Annotated in this window: 14 protein-coding genes and 1 pseudogene; 5 read left to right on the plus strand and 10 right to left on the minus strand. The window is 72.7% G+C overall.

Going from position 1 to position 15,376, the window contains the following annotated elements; translation table 11 throughout:
• Positions 1 to 111 precede the first annotated feature (111 nt).
• Positions 112 to 276 (plus strand): 50S ribosomal protein L33, encoded by a 165-nt coding sequence (gene rpmG, locus A8713_RS29960; RefSeq protein ID WP_018569900.1) that lies wholly within the window; start codon positions 112 to 114, stop codon positions 274 to 276.
• A 30-nt stretch (positions 277 to 306) separates the two neighbouring features.
• Here the strand turns inward: rpmG and A8713_RS34505 are convergent.
• The 3 genes and pseudogenes from A8713_RS34505 to A8713_RS29970 all read right to left on the minus strand — a co-directional run.
• Positions 307 to 492, minus strand: a pseudogene (locus tag A8713_RS34505) (ATP-binding protein); the annotation flags it as partial.
• A gap of 58 nt (positions 493 to 550) precedes the next feature.
• Complete coding sequence (locus tag A8713_RS29965) at positions 551 to 1,027, minus strand: GNAT family N-acetyltransferase (RefSeq protein WP_064536859.1); 477 nt, start codon at positions 1,025 to 1,027, stop codon at positions 551 to 553.
• 119 nt (positions 1,028 to 1,146) lie between these two features.
• Entirely contained in the window at positions 1,147 to 2,592 is a 1,446-nt protein-coding gene (locus A8713_RS29970) for a glyceraldehyde-3-phosphate dehydrogenase (RefSeq protein ID WP_064536860.1), read from the minus strand.
• A 200-nt stretch (positions 2,593 to 2,792) separates the two neighbouring features.
• Between A8713_RS29970 and A8713_RS29975 the strand changes: the two genes are divergently transcribed.
• Complete coding sequence (locus tag A8713_RS29975) at positions 2,793 to 3,854, plus strand: PucR family transcriptional regulator (protein ID WP_064536861.1); 1,062 nt, start codon at positions 2,793 to 2,795, stop codon at positions 3,852 to 3,854.
• Between the two features lie 21 nt (positions 3,855 to 3,875).
• Here the strand turns inward: A8713_RS29975 and A8713_RS29980 are convergent, their stop codons facing one another.
• Positions 3,876 to 4,847 carry an SDR family NAD(P)-dependent oxidoreductase gene (locus tag A8713_RS29980; RefSeq protein WP_064536862.1) on the minus strand — a complete coding sequence of 324 codons (972 nt, stop codon included), beginning with the start codon at positions 4,845 to 4,847 and terminating at the stop codon, positions 3,876 to 3,878.
• 720 nt (positions 4,848 to 5,567) lie between these two features.
• Here A8713_RS29980 and A8713_RS33685 point away from each other — a divergent pair.
• Positions 5,568 to 5,900: a DUF3566 domain-containing protein gene (locus tag A8713_RS33685; RefSeq protein WP_159393133.1), complete on the plus strand. Its 333-nt coding sequence runs from the start codon at positions 5,568 to 5,570 to the stop codon at positions 5,898 to 5,900.
• Between the two features lie 178 nt (positions 5,901 to 6,078).
• Positions 6,079 to 8,130, plus strand: coding sequence for a flavin monoamine oxidase family protein (locus A8713_RS29990; protein WP_064536864.1), 2,052 nt, complete (start codon positions 6,079 to 6,081; stop codon positions 8,128 to 8,130).
• Between the two features lie 100 nt (positions 8,131 to 8,230).
• Here the strand turns inward: A8713_RS29990 and A8713_RS29995 are convergent, their stop codons facing one another.
• The 3 genes from A8713_RS29995 to A8713_RS30005 all read right to left on the minus strand — a co-directional run bounded on the left by A8713_RS29995 (position 8,231) and on the right by A8713_RS30005 (position 10,735).
• Positions 8,231 to 9,139 carry a DMT family transporter gene (locus A8713_RS29995; protein WP_064536865.1) on the minus strand — a complete coding sequence of 303 codons (909 nt, stop codon included), beginning with the start codon at positions 9,137 to 9,139 and terminating at the stop codon, positions 8,231 to 8,233.
• Between the two features lie 85 nt (positions 9,140 to 9,224).
• Entirely contained in the window at positions 9,225 to 10,073 is an 849-nt protein-coding gene (locus tag A8713_RS30000) for a ribonuclease BN (protein WP_382851519.1), read from the minus strand.
• 107 nt (positions 10,074 to 10,180) lie between these two features.
• The gene (locus tag A8713_RS30005) at positions 10,181 to 10,735 is read right to left on the minus strand and encodes a hemerythrin domain-containing protein (RefSeq protein WP_064536866.1); all 555 of its coding nucleotides are present in this window, start codon (positions 10,733 to 10,735) and stop codon (positions 10,181 to 10,183) included.
• A gap of 104 nt (positions 10,736 to 10,839) precedes the next feature.
• On the opposite strand from A8713_RS30005, the gene qcrB reads away from it, so the two are divergent.
• A complete protein-coding gene (qcrB, locus tag A8713_RS30010) occupies positions 10,840 to 12,501 on the plus strand; it encodes a cytochrome bc1 complex cytochrome b subunit (RefSeq protein ID WP_064536867.1) in 1,662 nt (553 codons plus the stop codon).
• Between the two features lie 98 nt (positions 12,502 to 12,599).
• On the opposite strand, the gene A8713_RS30015 is transcribed toward qcrB, so the two are convergent.
• From A8713_RS30015 to ctaD, 3 genes are all read right to left on the minus strand, one after another.
• Positions 12,600 to 13,076, minus strand: coding sequence for an SPW repeat protein (locus A8713_RS30015; RefSeq protein WP_173860930.1), 477 nt, complete (start codon positions 13,074 to 13,076; stop codon positions 12,600 to 12,602).
• A 127-nt stretch (positions 13,077 to 13,203) separates the two neighbouring features.
• The gene (gene ctaF / locus A8713_RS30020) at positions 13,204 to 13,596 is read right to left on the minus strand and encodes an aa3-type cytochrome oxidase subunit IV (RefSeq protein ID WP_064536868.1); all 393 of its coding nucleotides are present in this window, start codon (positions 13,594 to 13,596) and stop codon (positions 13,204 to 13,206) included.
• On the minus strand, positions 13,596 to 15,311 hold the full coding sequence (gene ctaD, locus A8713_RS30025) for an aa3-type cytochrome oxidase subunit I (RefSeq protein ID WP_064536869.1): 1,716 nt from the start codon (positions 15,309 to 15,311) through the stop codon (positions 13,596 to 13,598). Before ctaD ends, ctaF begins: the two co-directional genes overlap by 1 nt.
• Between the last annotated feature and the right edge of the window lie 65 nt (positions 15,312 to 15,376).

The following is a 15,376-nucleotide window of genomic DNA, read 5'->3' on the forward strand; positions in this document are numbered from 1 at the left end:
ACCCTTTCTTGGCCTCCGCCGTGCGCCGGGAATGCCGCGGCCGTCCGCCCTGTTGACGTCCCTGGCTGGCATGTCTGGATCAATCCGGGGATGCGGCCGAAAGGAGGATCCATGGCACGCACCACCGTGCGCCCCGTCGTCCGGCTGAAGTCCACCGCCGGGACCGGCGCCACCTATGTGACGCGCAAGAACCGGCTCAACGACCCCGACCGGCTCACCCTGCGCAAGTACGACCCGGTCGCCGCCCGGCACGTCGTGTTCCGCGAGGAGCGCTGACCGTCCGGCTCCCGCCCGGCGGGGGTGTGCTCACCCGCCCCCGCCGGGCAGCGGCTGCTCCGCCCAGATCGTCCTGCCGCCACCGGTGTACCGGGTGCCCCAGCGCGGCGCGATCTGGGCGACCAGGAACAGACCGCGCCCGCCCTCGTCGGTGCTGAGCGCGCTGCGCAGGTGCGGCGCGGTGCCGGCCCCGTCGCAGACCTCGCGGATCAGGGTCAGGCCGCCGGGACGGACGCGGCGCCCGCCGCGCGCACGGGGGCGGGAGCGGGCTCCGCTACGCCGGAGCGCCCAGCGCGGCCAGTGCCTCGTCCGTCAGCCGGTACACCGTCCACTCGTCCTGCGGGCGGGCGCCCAGGGACTCGTAGAAGTCGATCGACGGACGGTTCCAGTTCAGGACCGACCACTCCAGGCGCTCGTAGCCGCGCTCCACGCACAGCCGCGCCAGCTCGGTCAGCAGGGCCTTGCCGTGGCCGCCGCCGCGTGCCTGCGGCCGGACGTACAGATCCTCCAGGTAGATGCCGTGCACCCCGCGCCAGGTGGAGAAGTTGAGGAACCACAGGGCGAAGCCCACCACCTCGCCGTCCGCGTCCTCGGCGAGATGGGCGAAGGCCGCCGGCCGCTCGCCGAACAGGGCCTCGGCCAGCTGCTCCGGGGTGGCGCGCACCTCGTCGAGGGCCTTCTCGTACTCGGCCAGATCGCGGATCATCGTGTGGATGACGGGCACGTCGGCGGGGGTCGCGGTACGGATCATGGCCGCAGTCTCACACACCGTCCGGGGCCGCCCACCGGGTGGGTGCGCGACTCCGGACGACGGCGCCCCGGCACCCCGCGCGCGGGAGGCCGGGGCGTACGACGGGTCCGGCACCGAGGTCAGACGGCGGGCGCCGGGTAGGTCGGGTACTCGACGCCGGAGACGTGCTGGACGACCCGCACGACCTGGCAGGAGTAGCCGAACTCGTTGTCGTACCACAGGTAGAGGATGGCGTTGTCGCCCTCGACCTTGGTGGCGCCCGCGTCGACGATCGAGGCGTGGCGCGAGCCGATGAAGTCGCTGGAGACCGCGTCGGGGGCGCTGATGAAGTCGATCTGGCGCTTGAGCGGCGAGGTCAGCGAGACCTCGCGCAGATGGTCGAGGACCTCCTCGCGGGTGGTCTCGCGGCGCAGCTGGAGGTTGAGGATGGCGATCGACACGTCCGGCACCGGCACCCGGATCGAGCTGCCGGTGATCCGCGCGCGCAGGTCCGGCAGCGCCTTGGCCACGGCGGAGGCGGCACCCGTCTCGGTGATGACCATGTTGAGCGGCGCGGACCGGCCGCGGCGCTCGGACTTGTGGTAGTTGTCCAGCAGGTTCTGGTCGTTGGTGAAGGAGTGGACGGTCTCCACATGGCCGCGCGCCACGCCGAACTCGTCGTCCATCGCCTTCAGCGGCGGGACGATCGCGTTGGTGGTGCACGAGGCGCAGGACAGGATCCGCTCGTCCGGCTTGATGGTGTCGTGGTTGACGCCGTGCACGATGTTGGGCACGTCGCCCTTGCCGGGCGCGGTCAGGACGACCTTCTCGATGCCGGGGCGCAGATGCTCGGACAGGCCCTCGCGGTCCCGCCACTTGCCCGTGTTGTCGATCAGGACGGCGTCCTTGATGCCGTACGCCGTGTAGTCCACCGCCGAGGGGTCGTCGGCGTAGATCACCTTGATCGCGTTGCCGTTGGCGAGGATGGTGCTGTTCTCCTCGTCGACGGTGATCGTGCCCTGGAACTGGCCGTGGATGGAGTCGCGGCGCAGCAGGGAGGCGCGCTTGACGATGTCCCGGTCGCCGCCGCCGCGCACGACGATCGCGCGCAGCCGCAGCCCGTTGCCCGAACCGGCCTTCTCGATGAGCAGCCGGGCCACCAGGCGGCCGATGCGGCCGAAACCGTAGAGGACCACGTCGCGGCCCTCGCGGCGGGCCTCCCCGGCCGTCCCGACGGCGCCCGCGACGGCCTCGGCGGTGAACTCGGCCACGGACAGACCGCGGTCGTCGGCCCGGTACGTCGCCGCCAGCATGCCGATGTCGATCTGGGACGGGCCGAGGTCCAGCGCGGTGAGCGCCTGGAGGAAGGGAAGCGTCTCGGTGACCGACAGCTCCGCGCCGGCGATCTGCCGGGCGAACCGGTGGGTCTTGAGGATGCTCACCACCGACTTGTTCACCAGGGAGCGGCTGTGCAGCAGGACGGTGACGTCCCGCTCGCGGTGCAGCTTCCCGATCATCGGGATCATCGACTCCGCGATCTCCTCGCGGTGCTTCCAGTTGGTGAACGAGTCGTCGTTGACAGTCACAGGTTTCTCTTTCGAGCTAGGCAGCGCTCATATGCTAACCCGACCGGATCTCGCTCTTTCAGGGGGTGCGCCCGCAGGTCCGCGCCCGGTCGCGAGGGCCGCCGCACGCCGGGTCCTGGCGCTGGCGTGCGGAAGTTTGGCACTGGCGTTCGGCATGGGTTAAGAAAACGCGAGCGACCGAACAAGCAGGGGGAGGGTCCGTGACGAGGCCAGAGGCGCCCGACGACTATCTGACCGAGTACACCCGGATCCTGGCCGACGTGTGCGTCACCGGCCGCCGGCTCACCCGGGACGAACTGGAGTCCCTGCGGGCCCAGGGGGAGCGGGCGGCCGAGGACGGACACGGACTGCGCCGCCTGGTCCGCCGGCACCTGGCCGAGACCCGGGCGGTCTCCGCAACCCTGCGCACGGCAGGCGTGGACCAGGTGCTCGCCGCCGTCGAACAGGCCGTCGACGCCTTCGCCGAGGGCCACGAACGCGCCCAGAAGCTCGCCATGCGCCAGGAGGAGGCCGCCCGCCGCGAGTTCATCGACGACCTGCTCTACGGGCGCAGCGACCTCGGCCGGCTCGCGGAGCGCGCCGAACGCTACGGACTGCTCTTCTCCCGCGCCCACGCCGTGGCCGTCGCCCAGGGCGCACAGCCCGTCGACGACACCCACCCGGCCACCCGGCACGTGGAGACCTCGCTGCTCGCCCGCTTCGCCGAGCGCCGCGTCCTGCTCACCACCAAGGACGGCAGACTCGTCTGTGTCGCGCCCGGCGACCAGGACGACGTCCTGGCGTTCTTCGCCAAGCAGGCCTACGCCGCCACCGACGGCGGCCGGGTCGCCATCGGCCGCCCGCACCCCGGCGCCGGGGGAGTCGTCCACTCCTACGAGGAGGCCCTCAACGCCCTCGATCTGGCCCACCGCCTCGACCTCCAGGAACCGGTGCTGCGCGCGGCGGACCTCCTCGTCTACCCCGTCCTGACCCGCGACCGGCAGGCCATGGCCGACCTCGTGCGCGACACGCTCGGCCCGCTGCGCGGCGCACGCGGCGGCGCCCAGCCCCTGCTGGACACCCTCGCCGCGTACTTCGACGCCGGCTGCACGGCCGCCGAGGCGGCGCGCCGCCTGAGCCTCAGCGTCCGGGCGTTCACCTACCGCCTGGAACGCATCCACAAGCTGACCGGCGCCGATCCCGCCGACCCGATGCACCGCTACACCCTCCAGACGGCGGTCATCGGCGCCCGCCTGATGGGCTGGCCGGACCGCGAGGTGTAGGGGAGGCGGGGCCGCCCCGGCTCACACCGGGGCGACTCCGGTCAGGGCGCAGCTCAGGTCCCACAGGCGCGCGGCTTCGGCGCGGTCGGCGAGGTGCGGCCAGACCGGCTCGCGGCGCGGCCGGCCGCGCAGCCCGAGCACCCGCGGCCCCCACACGTCCCCGCCGCGCGCCGCCGGGTCGAGCACCGCGCGCACCGCCGGCCAGGCCCCCGCGTCCTTGCCCTGGAGCACGGCGCCGACCGGCAGGCCGAGCAGCCGTGCACCGGCCGAACGCGTGTGCACCAGCGGGCGCGAGGGGGTGAGCGAGTCCAGGGCGCCCCCAGGATGCGCGACCAGGCTCGACACCGGACTGCCCACGGCGCGCAGCCGCCGGTCGAGTTCCAGGGCGAAGGACATCTGCGCCAGCTTGGACCGGCCGTAGGTGCGCTTGGGCCGGTAGTCGCGCAGGGACTGAGGGTCGGCCAGGTCCAGTCGCTCCGACCGGGCCGCGAAGCTGCCCGTCGTCACCACCCGGCCGGCGGGCGCCGCGGCCAGCAGCGGCATCAGATGCGCGGTGAGGGCGAAGTGGCCGAGGTGATTGGTCGCGAACATCAGCTCGTGACCGGCCGCCGACTCCCGGCGCGGCGGGTGGTCCAGCGCGATCCCCGCGTTGAGCACCACCGCGTCCAGGTGGTCCGTCCGCAGCTCCGCCACGGCGGCCGGGAGGGACAGCGGATCGGCGAGATCCATCCGCACGGCGCGCACCCGGGCACCGGGCACCCGGCCGCGTACGGACGCCATGGCCGCCTGCGCGCGCGCCGGGTCGCGGCTGCCGAGCACCACCTCGGCCCCCGAGGCGGCGAGTTGCTCCACGACGAAGTAGCCGATGCCCGCGTTGCCCCCGGTGACCAGGAAGAGGCGGCCGTCCGCGCGCGGCGGGCGGGCGACGTCCCAGGGCGGAGCGGCGTCGGAAGGGGAGGCGGAAGGCGTGGAGGAGCCGTACGGCGCGGTCATGACGGGTTCCCTTGCGGCAGGTGGTGATTGCGGTGTGGGGGGGGCGTTGTGCGTGGGGGTGTGTGCGGAGGGTGGGGCGAGCCGGGCGCCCGGCCCTCGGCTCACTCAAAGTGACAGCCGCTGCCGACACTTCGCCGATGGATCACCGACACCCGCCGACAGCCGCCGACAGGCTCCAGCGGCCTCCGACCGGGTGAACCGCGGGTGCGGGCCGCCGTCGCCGCGCATAGCGTCGAGACCGCCTGACCAAGGGGGTTTCGCACGGCTCGGACGTCGTCCGGAGCATCTGCACCCGAAGAGGAGACAGCCATGGGCCGGGCCAGCCGAACCGGACGTGCCAGGAGCCGAGCCGGCCGCGCGGGGCGCCCCGCGCCACCGAAGGAGCAGGCCGCCGCCGAAAAGACCGTGGACGCCGCCGAGACGACCACGGACACGGACACGGGCACGGGCACGGACGCAAACGCGGACGCGAAAGAGGACACCGCTGCGGGCGCGGGCACGGACACGGGCACCGGCGCGGACGGCGGCAAGGGCGAGGGCACGCCCCCCGCGACCTCACCCGCACCCGCCCCTCCCACAGAACCGGCCTCCCCCTCTGCCCCCGCCCCGGATCCCGCCCCCGCTCCGGATCCCGCCCCCGCTCCGGATCCCGCCCCCGCTCCCGATTCCGCCCCCGCCCTCAGCGAACCCGCCCCGGCCCCCCTGCCCCTCAGCGGGCGGATGCGCCTGGACACCGCCGAGCCCTGGACGCTCATGGTGGCGGGCTTCCTGCTCTCCCTGGGCCTGATCGTGTGCGCGGCCGTCACCATGCCGCCGGTGTGGATCCTGCTGCGGCTGCTGGGCCAGGACCCCTGGCCCCCGGCCGAGGGACTGGCGGTACTGGCGATCGTCACGATCGTGTTCGTCACCGCCTTCACCGCGCTGTGCACCTTCCTCTACAACGTGGTGGCGCGCTGCGCGGGCGGCCTGGCGGTGACCCTGACCGAGGACACTCCGGCGGCGGCCGCGCCGGAATCCGGCCCACCGGAGGCCGAGGCGCCGTCCGGTACCTGAGGCGCCGTCCGATACCTGAAGAGGGGGCGGGTGCTCCCCGGAATGCGGGGGCGTGCGGAAGCATCCGCACCGGCGCGTGCGCAGCGCATTAAGGCGGTTCGCTCCCCGCGCTCACCCGTTCAGGTGACGGTTGATCATCCCCGGTCCGGGGGCCCCGCTCGGGCCCTATCCAGGACGTATGCATGAACTCCGCACCACAGCCAGCCAACCGCCTCTGTCCCGGCGGCTGTTCACCACCGCGGCCGGCACAGCGGCCGGCGCAGCGGCCCTCGGGCTGGGCACCGCCGAGCCCGCCGGCGCGGCCCCCCTGGCACCCCCGGCGGCTCCGGCGGTCCCCGCCGGTCCCGGACAGGCCCCCGCCACGGCCCGCTCCACCGCCGACTGGGACACCTGCCTCGCCGTCGCCCGCGCGCTGCTGGTCGTCGACGACCACGACAAGCCCCTCGTCCCGCAGTACGAGAAGATCCTCGGCTCCGGGCTGCCCCGCGCCCGTTCGGGGGCGGCCAAGAAGATCCTCGTCGTGGGCGCCGGTCCGGCCGGCCTCGTCGCCGCCTGGCTGCTCAAGCGCGCCGGACACCAGGTGACGCTGATCGAGGCCAACGGCAACCGGGTCGGCGGACGGATCAAGACCTTCCGCACCGGCGGTCACGAGCAGGCCCCGCAGCCGTTCGCCGATCCGAAGCAGTACGCGGAGGCCGGGGCGATGCGCATCCCCGGCAGCCATCCGCTGGTGATGCGCCTGATCGACCAGCTCGGCCTCAAGAAGCGGCCGTTCCATCTCCTGGACGTCGACGGCTCCGGCAAACCCGTCAACCACGCCTGGCTGCACGTCAACGGCGTCCGCGTCCGCCGCTCCGAGTACGCGAAGTCGCCGCGCCGCGTCAACCAGTCCTTCGGCGTCCCGCGCAAGCACTGGGACACCCCGTCCTCGGCGATCCTCGCCGCCGCCCTCGACCCCGTGCGCGACGAGTTCAGCACGGTCGGCGAGGACGGCAAGCGCGTTGACAAGCCCCTGCCCGAGCGGGTGCAGGGCTGGGCGCGTGTCGTCCAGCGCTACGGGGACTGGTCGATGTACCGGTTCCTGACCGAGCAGGCCGGGTTCGACGAGCGCACCCTGGACCTGGTCGGCACCCTGGAGAACCTGACCTCACGGCTGCCGCTCTCCTTCATCCACAGTTTCATCAGCCAGTCCCTGATCAGCCCGGACACCGCCTTCTGGGAGCTGACCGGCGGCACCGCGACGCTGCCGGACGCGCTGCTGCGCCAGGTGTCCGACGTGCTGCACCGCGACCGGCGGGCCACGCACATCGAGTACTGGGACGGCACCCGGCAGCAGGGCGCCGACGGCGGGGACACCTCGCACGTGCGCCGGGACGGACCCCATGTGTGGATCGACACCGTCTCGGAGGGGCGCGGCGGCAAGGTGGTGCGCGAGCAGTTCACCGGTGATCTCGCCGTCGTCACCGTGCCGTTCTCCGGGCTGCGGCAGGTGCAGGTCAGCCCCCTGATGTCGTACGGCAAGCGCCGGGCCGTCGCCGAACTGCACTACGACAGCGCGACCAAGGTGCTGCTGGAGTTCAGCCGCCGCTGGTGGGAGTTCACCGAGGCCGACTGGAAACGCGAACTCGACGCCGTCCGGGCCGGGCTGTACGACGACTACCGCGGTGGGAAGGCGCCCGCCGACGGCAGTCTGCTCGGCGCGCACCCCTCGGTGCCGCGCGGCCACATCAGCGCGGCGCAGCGCGCCCACTACGCCGCCGCCCGCTGGGCGGGCCGCGACCAGCCGGAGGCCGCGCACATCGTCGGCGGCGGGTCCGTCTCCGACAACTCCAACCGCTTCATGATCAACCCCTCGCACCCGGTGCCCGGCAGCAAGGGCGGCGTCGTGCTGGCCTCCTACAGCTGGGCCGACGACGCCTCGCGCTGGGACTCCTTCGAGGACGAGGCCCGCTACCCGTTCGCCCTGCGCGGTCTCCAGCAGGTCTACGGGCAGCGCCTGGAGGTGTTCTACACCGGTGCCGGCCGCACCCAGAGCTGGCTGCGCGATCCGTACGCGTACGGCGAGGCGTCGGTGCTGCTGCCCGGCCAGCACACCGAACTGCTCGGACACATCCGCGCCCCCGAGGGCCCGCTGCGCTTCGCCGGGGACCACACCTCGGTCAAGCCGTCCTGGATCGAGGGCGCCGTCGAGTCCGGCGTCCGGGCGGCCCTGGAGGCGCATCTGGCCTGACCGGCGGGGCCGACCGGCGGGCCGGCGAGCCGGGCCGCGCCAGGAGTGCGGCCCGGCCCCGGTCCCGGCTCCGGCCCCGGTCCCGGCTCCTGCCCCGCCGTCAGGGGGCGGGGCCGGGACCCTCGCGGGAGCCGTCGCCGGGCGGGCTGTCCCAGCCGCCGTCGGCGGCCGTGGCCCGCGCAAGACCCACGCTGCCCGCGCCGATCAGGGCGACACCGATCGCCTCGGGCAGCACCCGCACTCCCAGCCCGATGTACTCCTCGAAGAGCACCCAGCCCAGGACCACGCTGGTCAGGGCGTCACCGAGGGTCAGCGCGGGCTGGGACGCGGTGAGGCTCCCGGCCCGGAACGCGCTCTGGAGCAGCAGGAAGCTGAGCACGCCGACGACGAGGGTGGCGTACGGCGGCCACGAGGCCAGCACCGCGGGCACGCCCTGTCCGAGCCGCCCCATGACCTCCTTGAGCAGCGCGGCGGTGCCGGCGAAGGACACCGCGGACGCCAGACCCAGCAGTCCGGCCCGCGGGGCGCCCCGCACCAGGCGGGAGGCCGCCGTGAACACGGCCACCAGCGCGAGCACCGCGGGGCCCACCAGCAGCCACAGACGCGGTTCGGCGGTCGGCCGGCCCTCCGAGGGGGAGGCCGCGCCGAGAAAGAGGGAGAGGCCCACCGCCAGCGCGGCGAACGCCAGCCAGGTACGCCAGTCCGGGCGGCTGCGGAAGACGACACTGCCCACGGCCAGCGTGAACAGCAGCTCACTGGCCATGAGCGGCTGGACCAGCGACAGACTGCCCACGGCCAGCGCCGCCGCCTGGAGGATGGTGGACAGGCCCAGCAGCGCGGCACCCGCCAGCCAGTAGGGGCGCCGCAGCACCCGGCCGAGCCAGCGCGCCGACTGCCGGATCCCGGAGCCGCCCGGGGCCTCGTCCGTCGCGGCCCGGCGCTGGAGCACCGAGGCGGAGGCGTTGGACAGCGCCGCGAACAGGGCGAGCACGATGGTCAGGGCGCTCATCGGCGGCCGGCCCGGACCTCGTCGGGGGCCCTGCGTGCCCCGGCGTCCGCGCGGGACCGGACAGGCGTCCGGGACGGTCCGGCGCTCACGGGGTGTCCCGCCGTACGCGCCGCCAGACGTGCCGGCCGTGGCCCGGCTCGTGCCGGGGCGTCCAGTGGTGGTCGCAGAACCAGCGGCCGAACATCGCGCCCCCGTAGACGACGAAGCCGACCCCGGTGAGCCAGGACTCCACCACCAGCACGATCCCGACGGTGCCGTAGCTGATCGCGTTGTCGACGATCAGCGGGGTGAAGACCAGGTAGGAGAAGACACGCAGGCCGCCCAGGCCCACCATGGTGGCGAGCGCGCCCGGCAGCAGGGTCCGCCAGTGCAGCTGGCCGCCCAGCAGGAAGTGCTGGCCCCACCAGAAGAACAGCACGCCCGTCGTCGCGGACACCGCGATCCGGGGCAGGCCGTGGAACTGGTGGCCGTTCAGCACCTCCTGGTAGAGGTACGCGGTCAGCACCGCCAGCCAGGTGACCTGCCGCCACACCCGGTGCCACGGGCCGGGCGGCAGCCCCCAGACACGTTCGTAGCCGTTCTGGACGCTGCCGGCGAACGACACCCCGAACACCGCGAGCAGGACACCGCCCCACACGCTCGTGGTGCCGATCACCTTGACCGGCGGGGTGATGATGTCGGTGAGCACATGGGCGGAGCGGCCCGACAGGCCCATGCCGTCCACCAGCCACGACGCGAAGCCGCCCTCGCCCAGCGGATCGGCGGCGGCCACCACGATGAGCAGCGGCGCCAGGGTGACCAGGGACAGGGTGGCGAACCCCATGGCCCGGTGCATCAGCTCGATGTCGCGACCGCGCCGGACCAGGACGTACGCGCCGAGCCGGTGCTCCAGATCGAGCACCGCCTGCCGGACCCGCGGCACGTGGCGCTTCACGAGCGCCACTCTGCACGCGAGGACGCCCGCCCGCAACGCGCGGGCGTCCGCCCGGCCCCACCCGGCGCCGCCCGCCCAGGGTCCGGGGACGCCGCGGCACGGGAACGTCAGGGCCGGCCACGGCGCGTGGCCAGGTCCCGAAGGCGGTCCAGCGGCCCCCACACCCGGGCGGTGACCTTCACCAGGGGCGCCGCGTCCGGGGCGGCGGGCCGGGGCCGGGTCGGCGCGGACGCGGCGGCGGCCCGCGCCCGCGTCCCGAGGTCCCGCAGCACCTCGGCGGGGCACAGGGCCTGCAACCGCGGGAACAGCTCCTGCTGCTCCTCGACGAACCGCTCGCCCACCTGGGTGACCAGCGCGACCAGCAGACGCGTGGCGTCCTCGCCGTGCGCCGCCGCCAGCCGGACCAGCAGTTCCTCGGTCTCGCGCAGCCGGCGCAGACCGTGCGCGGCCCGGCGCTCGCCGTCCGGCAGGAACCGGCGCACCGCCGGGTACAGGTGCGCCTTCTCGGCGACCCCGTTGCGGACCAGCTCCGCGGCGGCCCGCTCCACCAGGGCCGTCCGCTCGGGGCTGCCCGGCGGGGCGGCCCGGATGCGGTCGAACAGGTGCTGGACGCGAGCGTGGTCCCGCGTCAGTTCCTCGACGATGCCGCTGCGACGGTCCACCGCTGCTCCTCGTGTGGCAATGGGGGTGCCCCCGGCACGCCTGCGCGACGCGTACGCGGCGCACACCCAAGATTGAGGCACCACAGAGGGAAGCACCACGTGACATGAAGGAGTGTGACGCGGGCGTGCTGAGGCGGCGCGGGGCACGGATCGAGGCGAGGGCGCGGCAGACCGCGTTCCGTACGTACGTCGCCGCCGACCGGCGGGCACCGGTCTCGGAACTGGCCGGGCAGGTGCTGCGCAAGGCGTTCCCCGACCACTGGAGCTTCCTCCTGGGCGAGATCGCCCTGTACAGCTTCGCCGTGCTGGTCCTCACGGGAAGCTTCCTGACGCTCTTCTTCGACCCGAGCATGGCCGAGGTGCCCTACCAGGGCTCGTACGGTCCGCTGCGCGGCCTGCTGGTCTCCAAGGCGTACGAGTCCACGCTCGACCTGAGCTTCGGGGTGCGCGGCGGGCTCCTGATGCGCCAGATGCACCACTGGGCCGCGCTGGTCTTCGTGGCGGCCGTCGGGGTGCATCTGCTGCGGATCTTCTTCACCGGGGCCTTCCGCAGACCCCGCGAGATCAACTGGTGCGTGGGTGTGACCCTGTTCCTGCTGGCCCTTCTGGAGGGGTTCTGCGGCTACTCACTCCCCGACGACCTGCTGTCCGGCACGGGGCTGCGCACCGCGAACTCCATCGTGCAGTCCGTGCCGGTGGTCGGGACGTACCTCGCGTACTTCGCCTGGGACGGGCCGTTCCCCGGGACGGCCATCGTCCGCAGGCTGTACATCGTGCACGTCCTGTTCGTGCCGGGGCTGCTGATCGCCCTGATCGCGCTGCACCTGATCCTGGTGGTGTACCTGAAGCACACCCAGTGGTCCGCGCCCGGCCGCACCAACCGCAACGTGGTCGGACAGCCCATGTTCCCGGCCTTCGTCGGCAAGTCGGCCGGGCTGTCGCTGGTGGTCTTCGGCGTCCTCGCCGTGCTGGGGGGCCTCGCCCAGATCAACCCCATCTGGGCCTTCGGCCCGTACGTCCCCGACCAGGTGTCCACCGATGCCCAGCCGGACTGGTACGTCGGCTTCCTGGAGGGCGCGCTCCGGCTGATGCCCGGTGTGGAGTGGAACGTCGCGGGCCACACCGTCATGTGGAACGTGCTGCTGCCCGCCGTGGTGCTGCCCGGCCTGCTGTTCCTGGTGCTCTACGGCTATCCCTTCTTCGAGCGGTGGATCACCGGCGACCTGGTCGAGCACCATCTGTGCGACCGGCCCCGCGACCGCCCGGTGCGCACCGGGCTCGGCGTCGCCGCCGTCGTCTGGTACGCCGTCCTGCTGCTGGCGGGCGGCAACGACGTGATCGCCACCACCTTCCAGGTCTCCGTCAACGGCCTCACCTGGATCTTCCGCGCGGCGTTCTTCCTGGCCCCGGTGCTCGCCTTCCTGCTCACCCGGCGCGTCTGCCTGGCGCTGCAACGGCACGAGAGGGAGCTGCTGGAGGAGGGCGAGGAGACCGGCGAGGTGTTCCAGGCGCTGCCCGGCGGCATGTCCGAGACCCGCCGTGGCCTCGAAGCGCGGCTCCGCCACCGGCTGCTGGTCAGGGAGATTCCGCTGCCGCTGGAGCGCCCCGGGCCCGGCGCCCCGCTGCGGCAGCGGCTGCGGGCCGCTCTGAGCACCTGGTACTACGGCGAACGGGTCGAGGTGCCCGCCACGGCGGAGGAGCGCCTGCAGATCACCGGACGTACCGCCGATCCGGTCGCGGGCGGCACCGGCCCCGCGAAGGAGTAGCCGGAGCGGCGGGGGCGGGAGTGAGGCGGGGCGGTGCCGTCGGTGCGCCGTGCCCGCTCGGCTGCGTGCGGGCACGGCGCATCCCCGGGCCGGCGGTGTCAGCGGTGGGTGCGGCCCCGGCGTGCCACGCCGATGGTCAGCCCCATGGCCGCGAGGCCCAGCGCGGCGATGACCGCCCCGACCCAGCAGTTGTTCCAGATGATGCCCGCCCGTGCGCCGTGGGTGAGGGTCACCACCCAGGGGGAGATGAACAGCCACACGCCGAGTGGCACGAGCGCCCAGGCCAGCCGGAACATGCGTTCCGGTGCCAGTGCCAGACCGAGCCCGATGATGCCGACGGTGATCCCGACGATCAGGTTGTTGACGGTGATGGCGGGCTGGATCGCGAAGTGCACGACCCAGGGAGAGATCGCGGCGTACAGGCCGGCCAGGACGATGAGGCCTTCGACGGCCATCGCCGGACCGCTCGACGCGGTGCGTTCGAGCCGTTCCCGCATCTCCGCGATCTCGGGATGCGAGCCCATCATCTCCGGATGGTGGGTGCCCACGTCACTGGAGCGGTGTGGATACGACATCGCTGTCGTCTCCTCTCCGAAAAGGGGGTCTTTACGTCACGTAGGGGTTCCCCTGTATGGGTGACTTATACGCCTTTTATACCCCAATTCGGGCGTAGATATGACGCCGTAGCCCCTCAGGAAGACGTCAGCCGCCCTGGCGGCCCACGTACGCGAGCGTCATGCCGATCACTCCGGCCGCGAGGACGCCGAAGCCGATCAGGAAGAGCCACAGGCCGTAGACGACGCCGATCGCGCAGAGCGTCACCCCGGCGGCGGTGACCACCGGGTGCCCGCTGTGCGGCGGGAAGAAGTCGACGCGTCCGGCCCGCTCCCGGATCTCACCGGCCGGGCGGTCCTCCGGGCGCTGCCCCTTGCGGCGGTGGTTGACCAGGCAGAAGAAGGCGATCACAGCGGACATGAGGCAGGACACCGTGAGGGCGGCGATCCCCGCCGGCTCGCGCGCGAACCAGATGTAGGCCGTGTCGGTGAGCAGGAAGAACACCGCCACGCCGGCGAAGAGAAGGGCCTCGGACTTCATCAGCTCCCCCCCTCCCGGGGGTCGGGGGTGGGCTCCGTGCTCCCGCGCCCGGTGGCCGGCAGCTCCCGCAGCACCTCGGGGTGGTGCAGGTCGAAGGCGGGGGAGTCGGAGCGGATGCGCGGCAGCGCGGTGAAGTTGTGCCGGGGCGGCGGGCAGGAGGTCGCCCACTCCAGGGAGCGGCCGTAGCCCCACGGGTCGTCGAGGTCCACCCGCGCGCCGTACCGGCCGGTGCGCCACACGTTGTACAGGAACGGGAGGGTGGACAGGCCGATCAGGAAGGCGCCGATCGAGGAGACGGTGTTCAGCGCCGTGAACCCGTCGGCCGCGAGGTAGTCGGCGTAGCGCCGGGGCATGCCGATCTCGCCGAGCCAGTGCTGGACCAGGAAGGTCGTCTGGAAGCCGGTGAAGAGCGTCCAGAAGTGGAACTTCCCCAGCCGTTCGTCGAGCAGCCTGCCGGTGAGCTTGGGCCACCAGAAGTAGAGCCCGCCGAAGGTCGCGAAGACGATCGTGCCGAAGAGCACGTAGTGCAGATGGGCGACGATGAAGTAGCTGTCGGTCAGGTGGAAGTCCAGCGGCGGGGAGGCGATCAGCACTCCGCTGAGCCCGCCCAGAAGGAAGGTGACCATGAAGCCGAGCGACCAGAGCATCGGCGTCTCGAAGGACAGGCTGCCCTTCCACATCGTCCCGATCCAGTTGAAGAACTTCACCCCGGTCGGGATGGCGATCAGGAACGACAGCATCGAGAAGAACGGCAGCAGCACCCCGCCCGTGGCGAACATGTGGTGGGCCCATACCGTCGCCGACAGCATGGTGATCGCGATGGTCGCGCCCACCATGCCCGCATAGCCGAACACCGGTTTGCGGCTGAAGACCGGGATGATCTCCGTGACCACCCCGAAGAACGGCAGCGCCACGATGTAGACCTCCGGATGGCCGAAGAACCAGAACAGGTGCTGCCACAGCAGCGCGCCGCCGTTCGCGGGGTCGTAGATGTGCGCCCCGAACCTGCGGTCGGCCTCCAGCGCCAGCAGCGCCGCGGTCAGCACCGGGAAGGACAGCAGCACCAGGATCGAGGTGAACAGCACGTTCCAGGTGAAGATCGGCATCCGGAACATGGTCATGCCCGGCGCGCGCAGGCACAGCACGGTGGAGATGAAGTTCACCGCACCCAGCGTGGTGCTCAGCCCCGCGACCACCAGCCCCATCGCCCACAGGTCGCCGCCGTGCCCGGGGCTGTGCACGGAGCTGGTCAGCGGCGCGTACGCGAACCAGCCGAAGGGCGCGGCGCCCAGGTCGACCGCGAACCCGGACACCACGGTGAGCCCGCCGAACAGGAAGAACCAGTAGGTGAGGGCGTTCAGCCGGGGGAAGGCGACGTCCGGCGCGCCGATCTGCAACGGCATCACGGCGTTGGCGAACCCGGCGAAGGTGGGCGTCGCGAACAGCAGCATCATGATCGTGCCGTGCAGCGTGAACAGCTGGTTGTACTGGTCGGTGTTCATGATCTGGAGCCCCGGCCGGGCCAGCTCCGCCCGCATCAGCATCGCCATGACCCCGGCGGCCAGGAAGAAGCAGAACGCGGTGACCAGATAGAGATTGCCGATCTTCTTGTGATCCGTCGTGGTCAGGTAGTCCCGGATCCGCTCGCCCGTACGGCCGCGGGGCGGACGGGTCCGGTGCCGCGGCTCGTCCAGGCCGGGGTGAATCTGTGTCATGGCGCCCTCCAGCGGTTCATCCGTCCCGCCCGCGGGGCGCCTCATGCGGGGCTTGGGCCGGCTGC

Origin of the sequence: Streptomyces sp. SAT1 (assembly GCF_001654495.1) — a bacterium.
Taxonomy (GTDB): Bacteria; Actinomycetota; Actinomycetes; order Streptomycetales; family Streptomycetaceae; genus Streptomyces; species Streptomyces andamanensis.

Excerpts from the sequence above, each read along its gene's own strand:
- A8713_RS29980 (WP_064536862.1), bottom strand. The coding sequence starts at position 4,847 with ATGACCGCGCCGTACGGCTCCTCCACGCCTTCCGCCTCCCCTTCCGAC.
- A8713_RS30015 (WP_173860930.1), bottom strand. The coding sequence starts at position 13,076 with ATGTCGTATCCACACCGCTCCAGTGACGTGGGCACCCACCATCCGGAG.
- A8713_RS29990 (WP_064536864.1), top strand. The coding sequence starts at position 6,079 with ATGCATGAACTCCGCACCACAGCCAGCCAACCGCCTCTGTCCCGGCGG.
- qcrB (WP_064536867.1), top strand. The coding sequence starts at position 10,840 with ATGAAGGAGTGTGACGCGGGCGTGCTGAGGCGGCGCGGGGCACGGATC.
- ctaD (WP_064536869.1), bottom strand. The coding sequence starts at position 15,311 with ATGACACAGATTCACCCCGGCCTGGACGAGCCGCGGCACCGGACCCGT.
- ctaF (WP_064536868.1), bottom strand. The coding sequence starts at position 13,596 with ATGAAGTCCGAGGCCCTTCTCTTCGCCGGCGTGGCGGTGTTCTTCCTG.
- rpmG (WP_018569900.1), top strand. The coding sequence starts at position 112 with ATGGCACGCACCACCGTGCGCCCCGTCGTCCGGCTGAAGTCCACCGCC.
- A8713_RS29995 (WP_064536865.1), bottom strand. The coding sequence starts at position 9,139 with ATGAGCGCCCTGACCATCGTGCTCGCCCTGTTCGCGGCGCTGTCCAAC.
- A8713_RS29965 (WP_064536859.1), bottom strand. The coding sequence starts at position 1,027 with ATGATCCGTACCGCGACCCCCGCCGACGTGCCCGTCATCCACACGATG.
- A8713_RS33685 (WP_159393133.1), top strand. The coding sequence starts at position 5,568 with ATGCGCCTGGACACCGCCGAGCCCTGGACGCTCATGGTGGCGGGCTTC.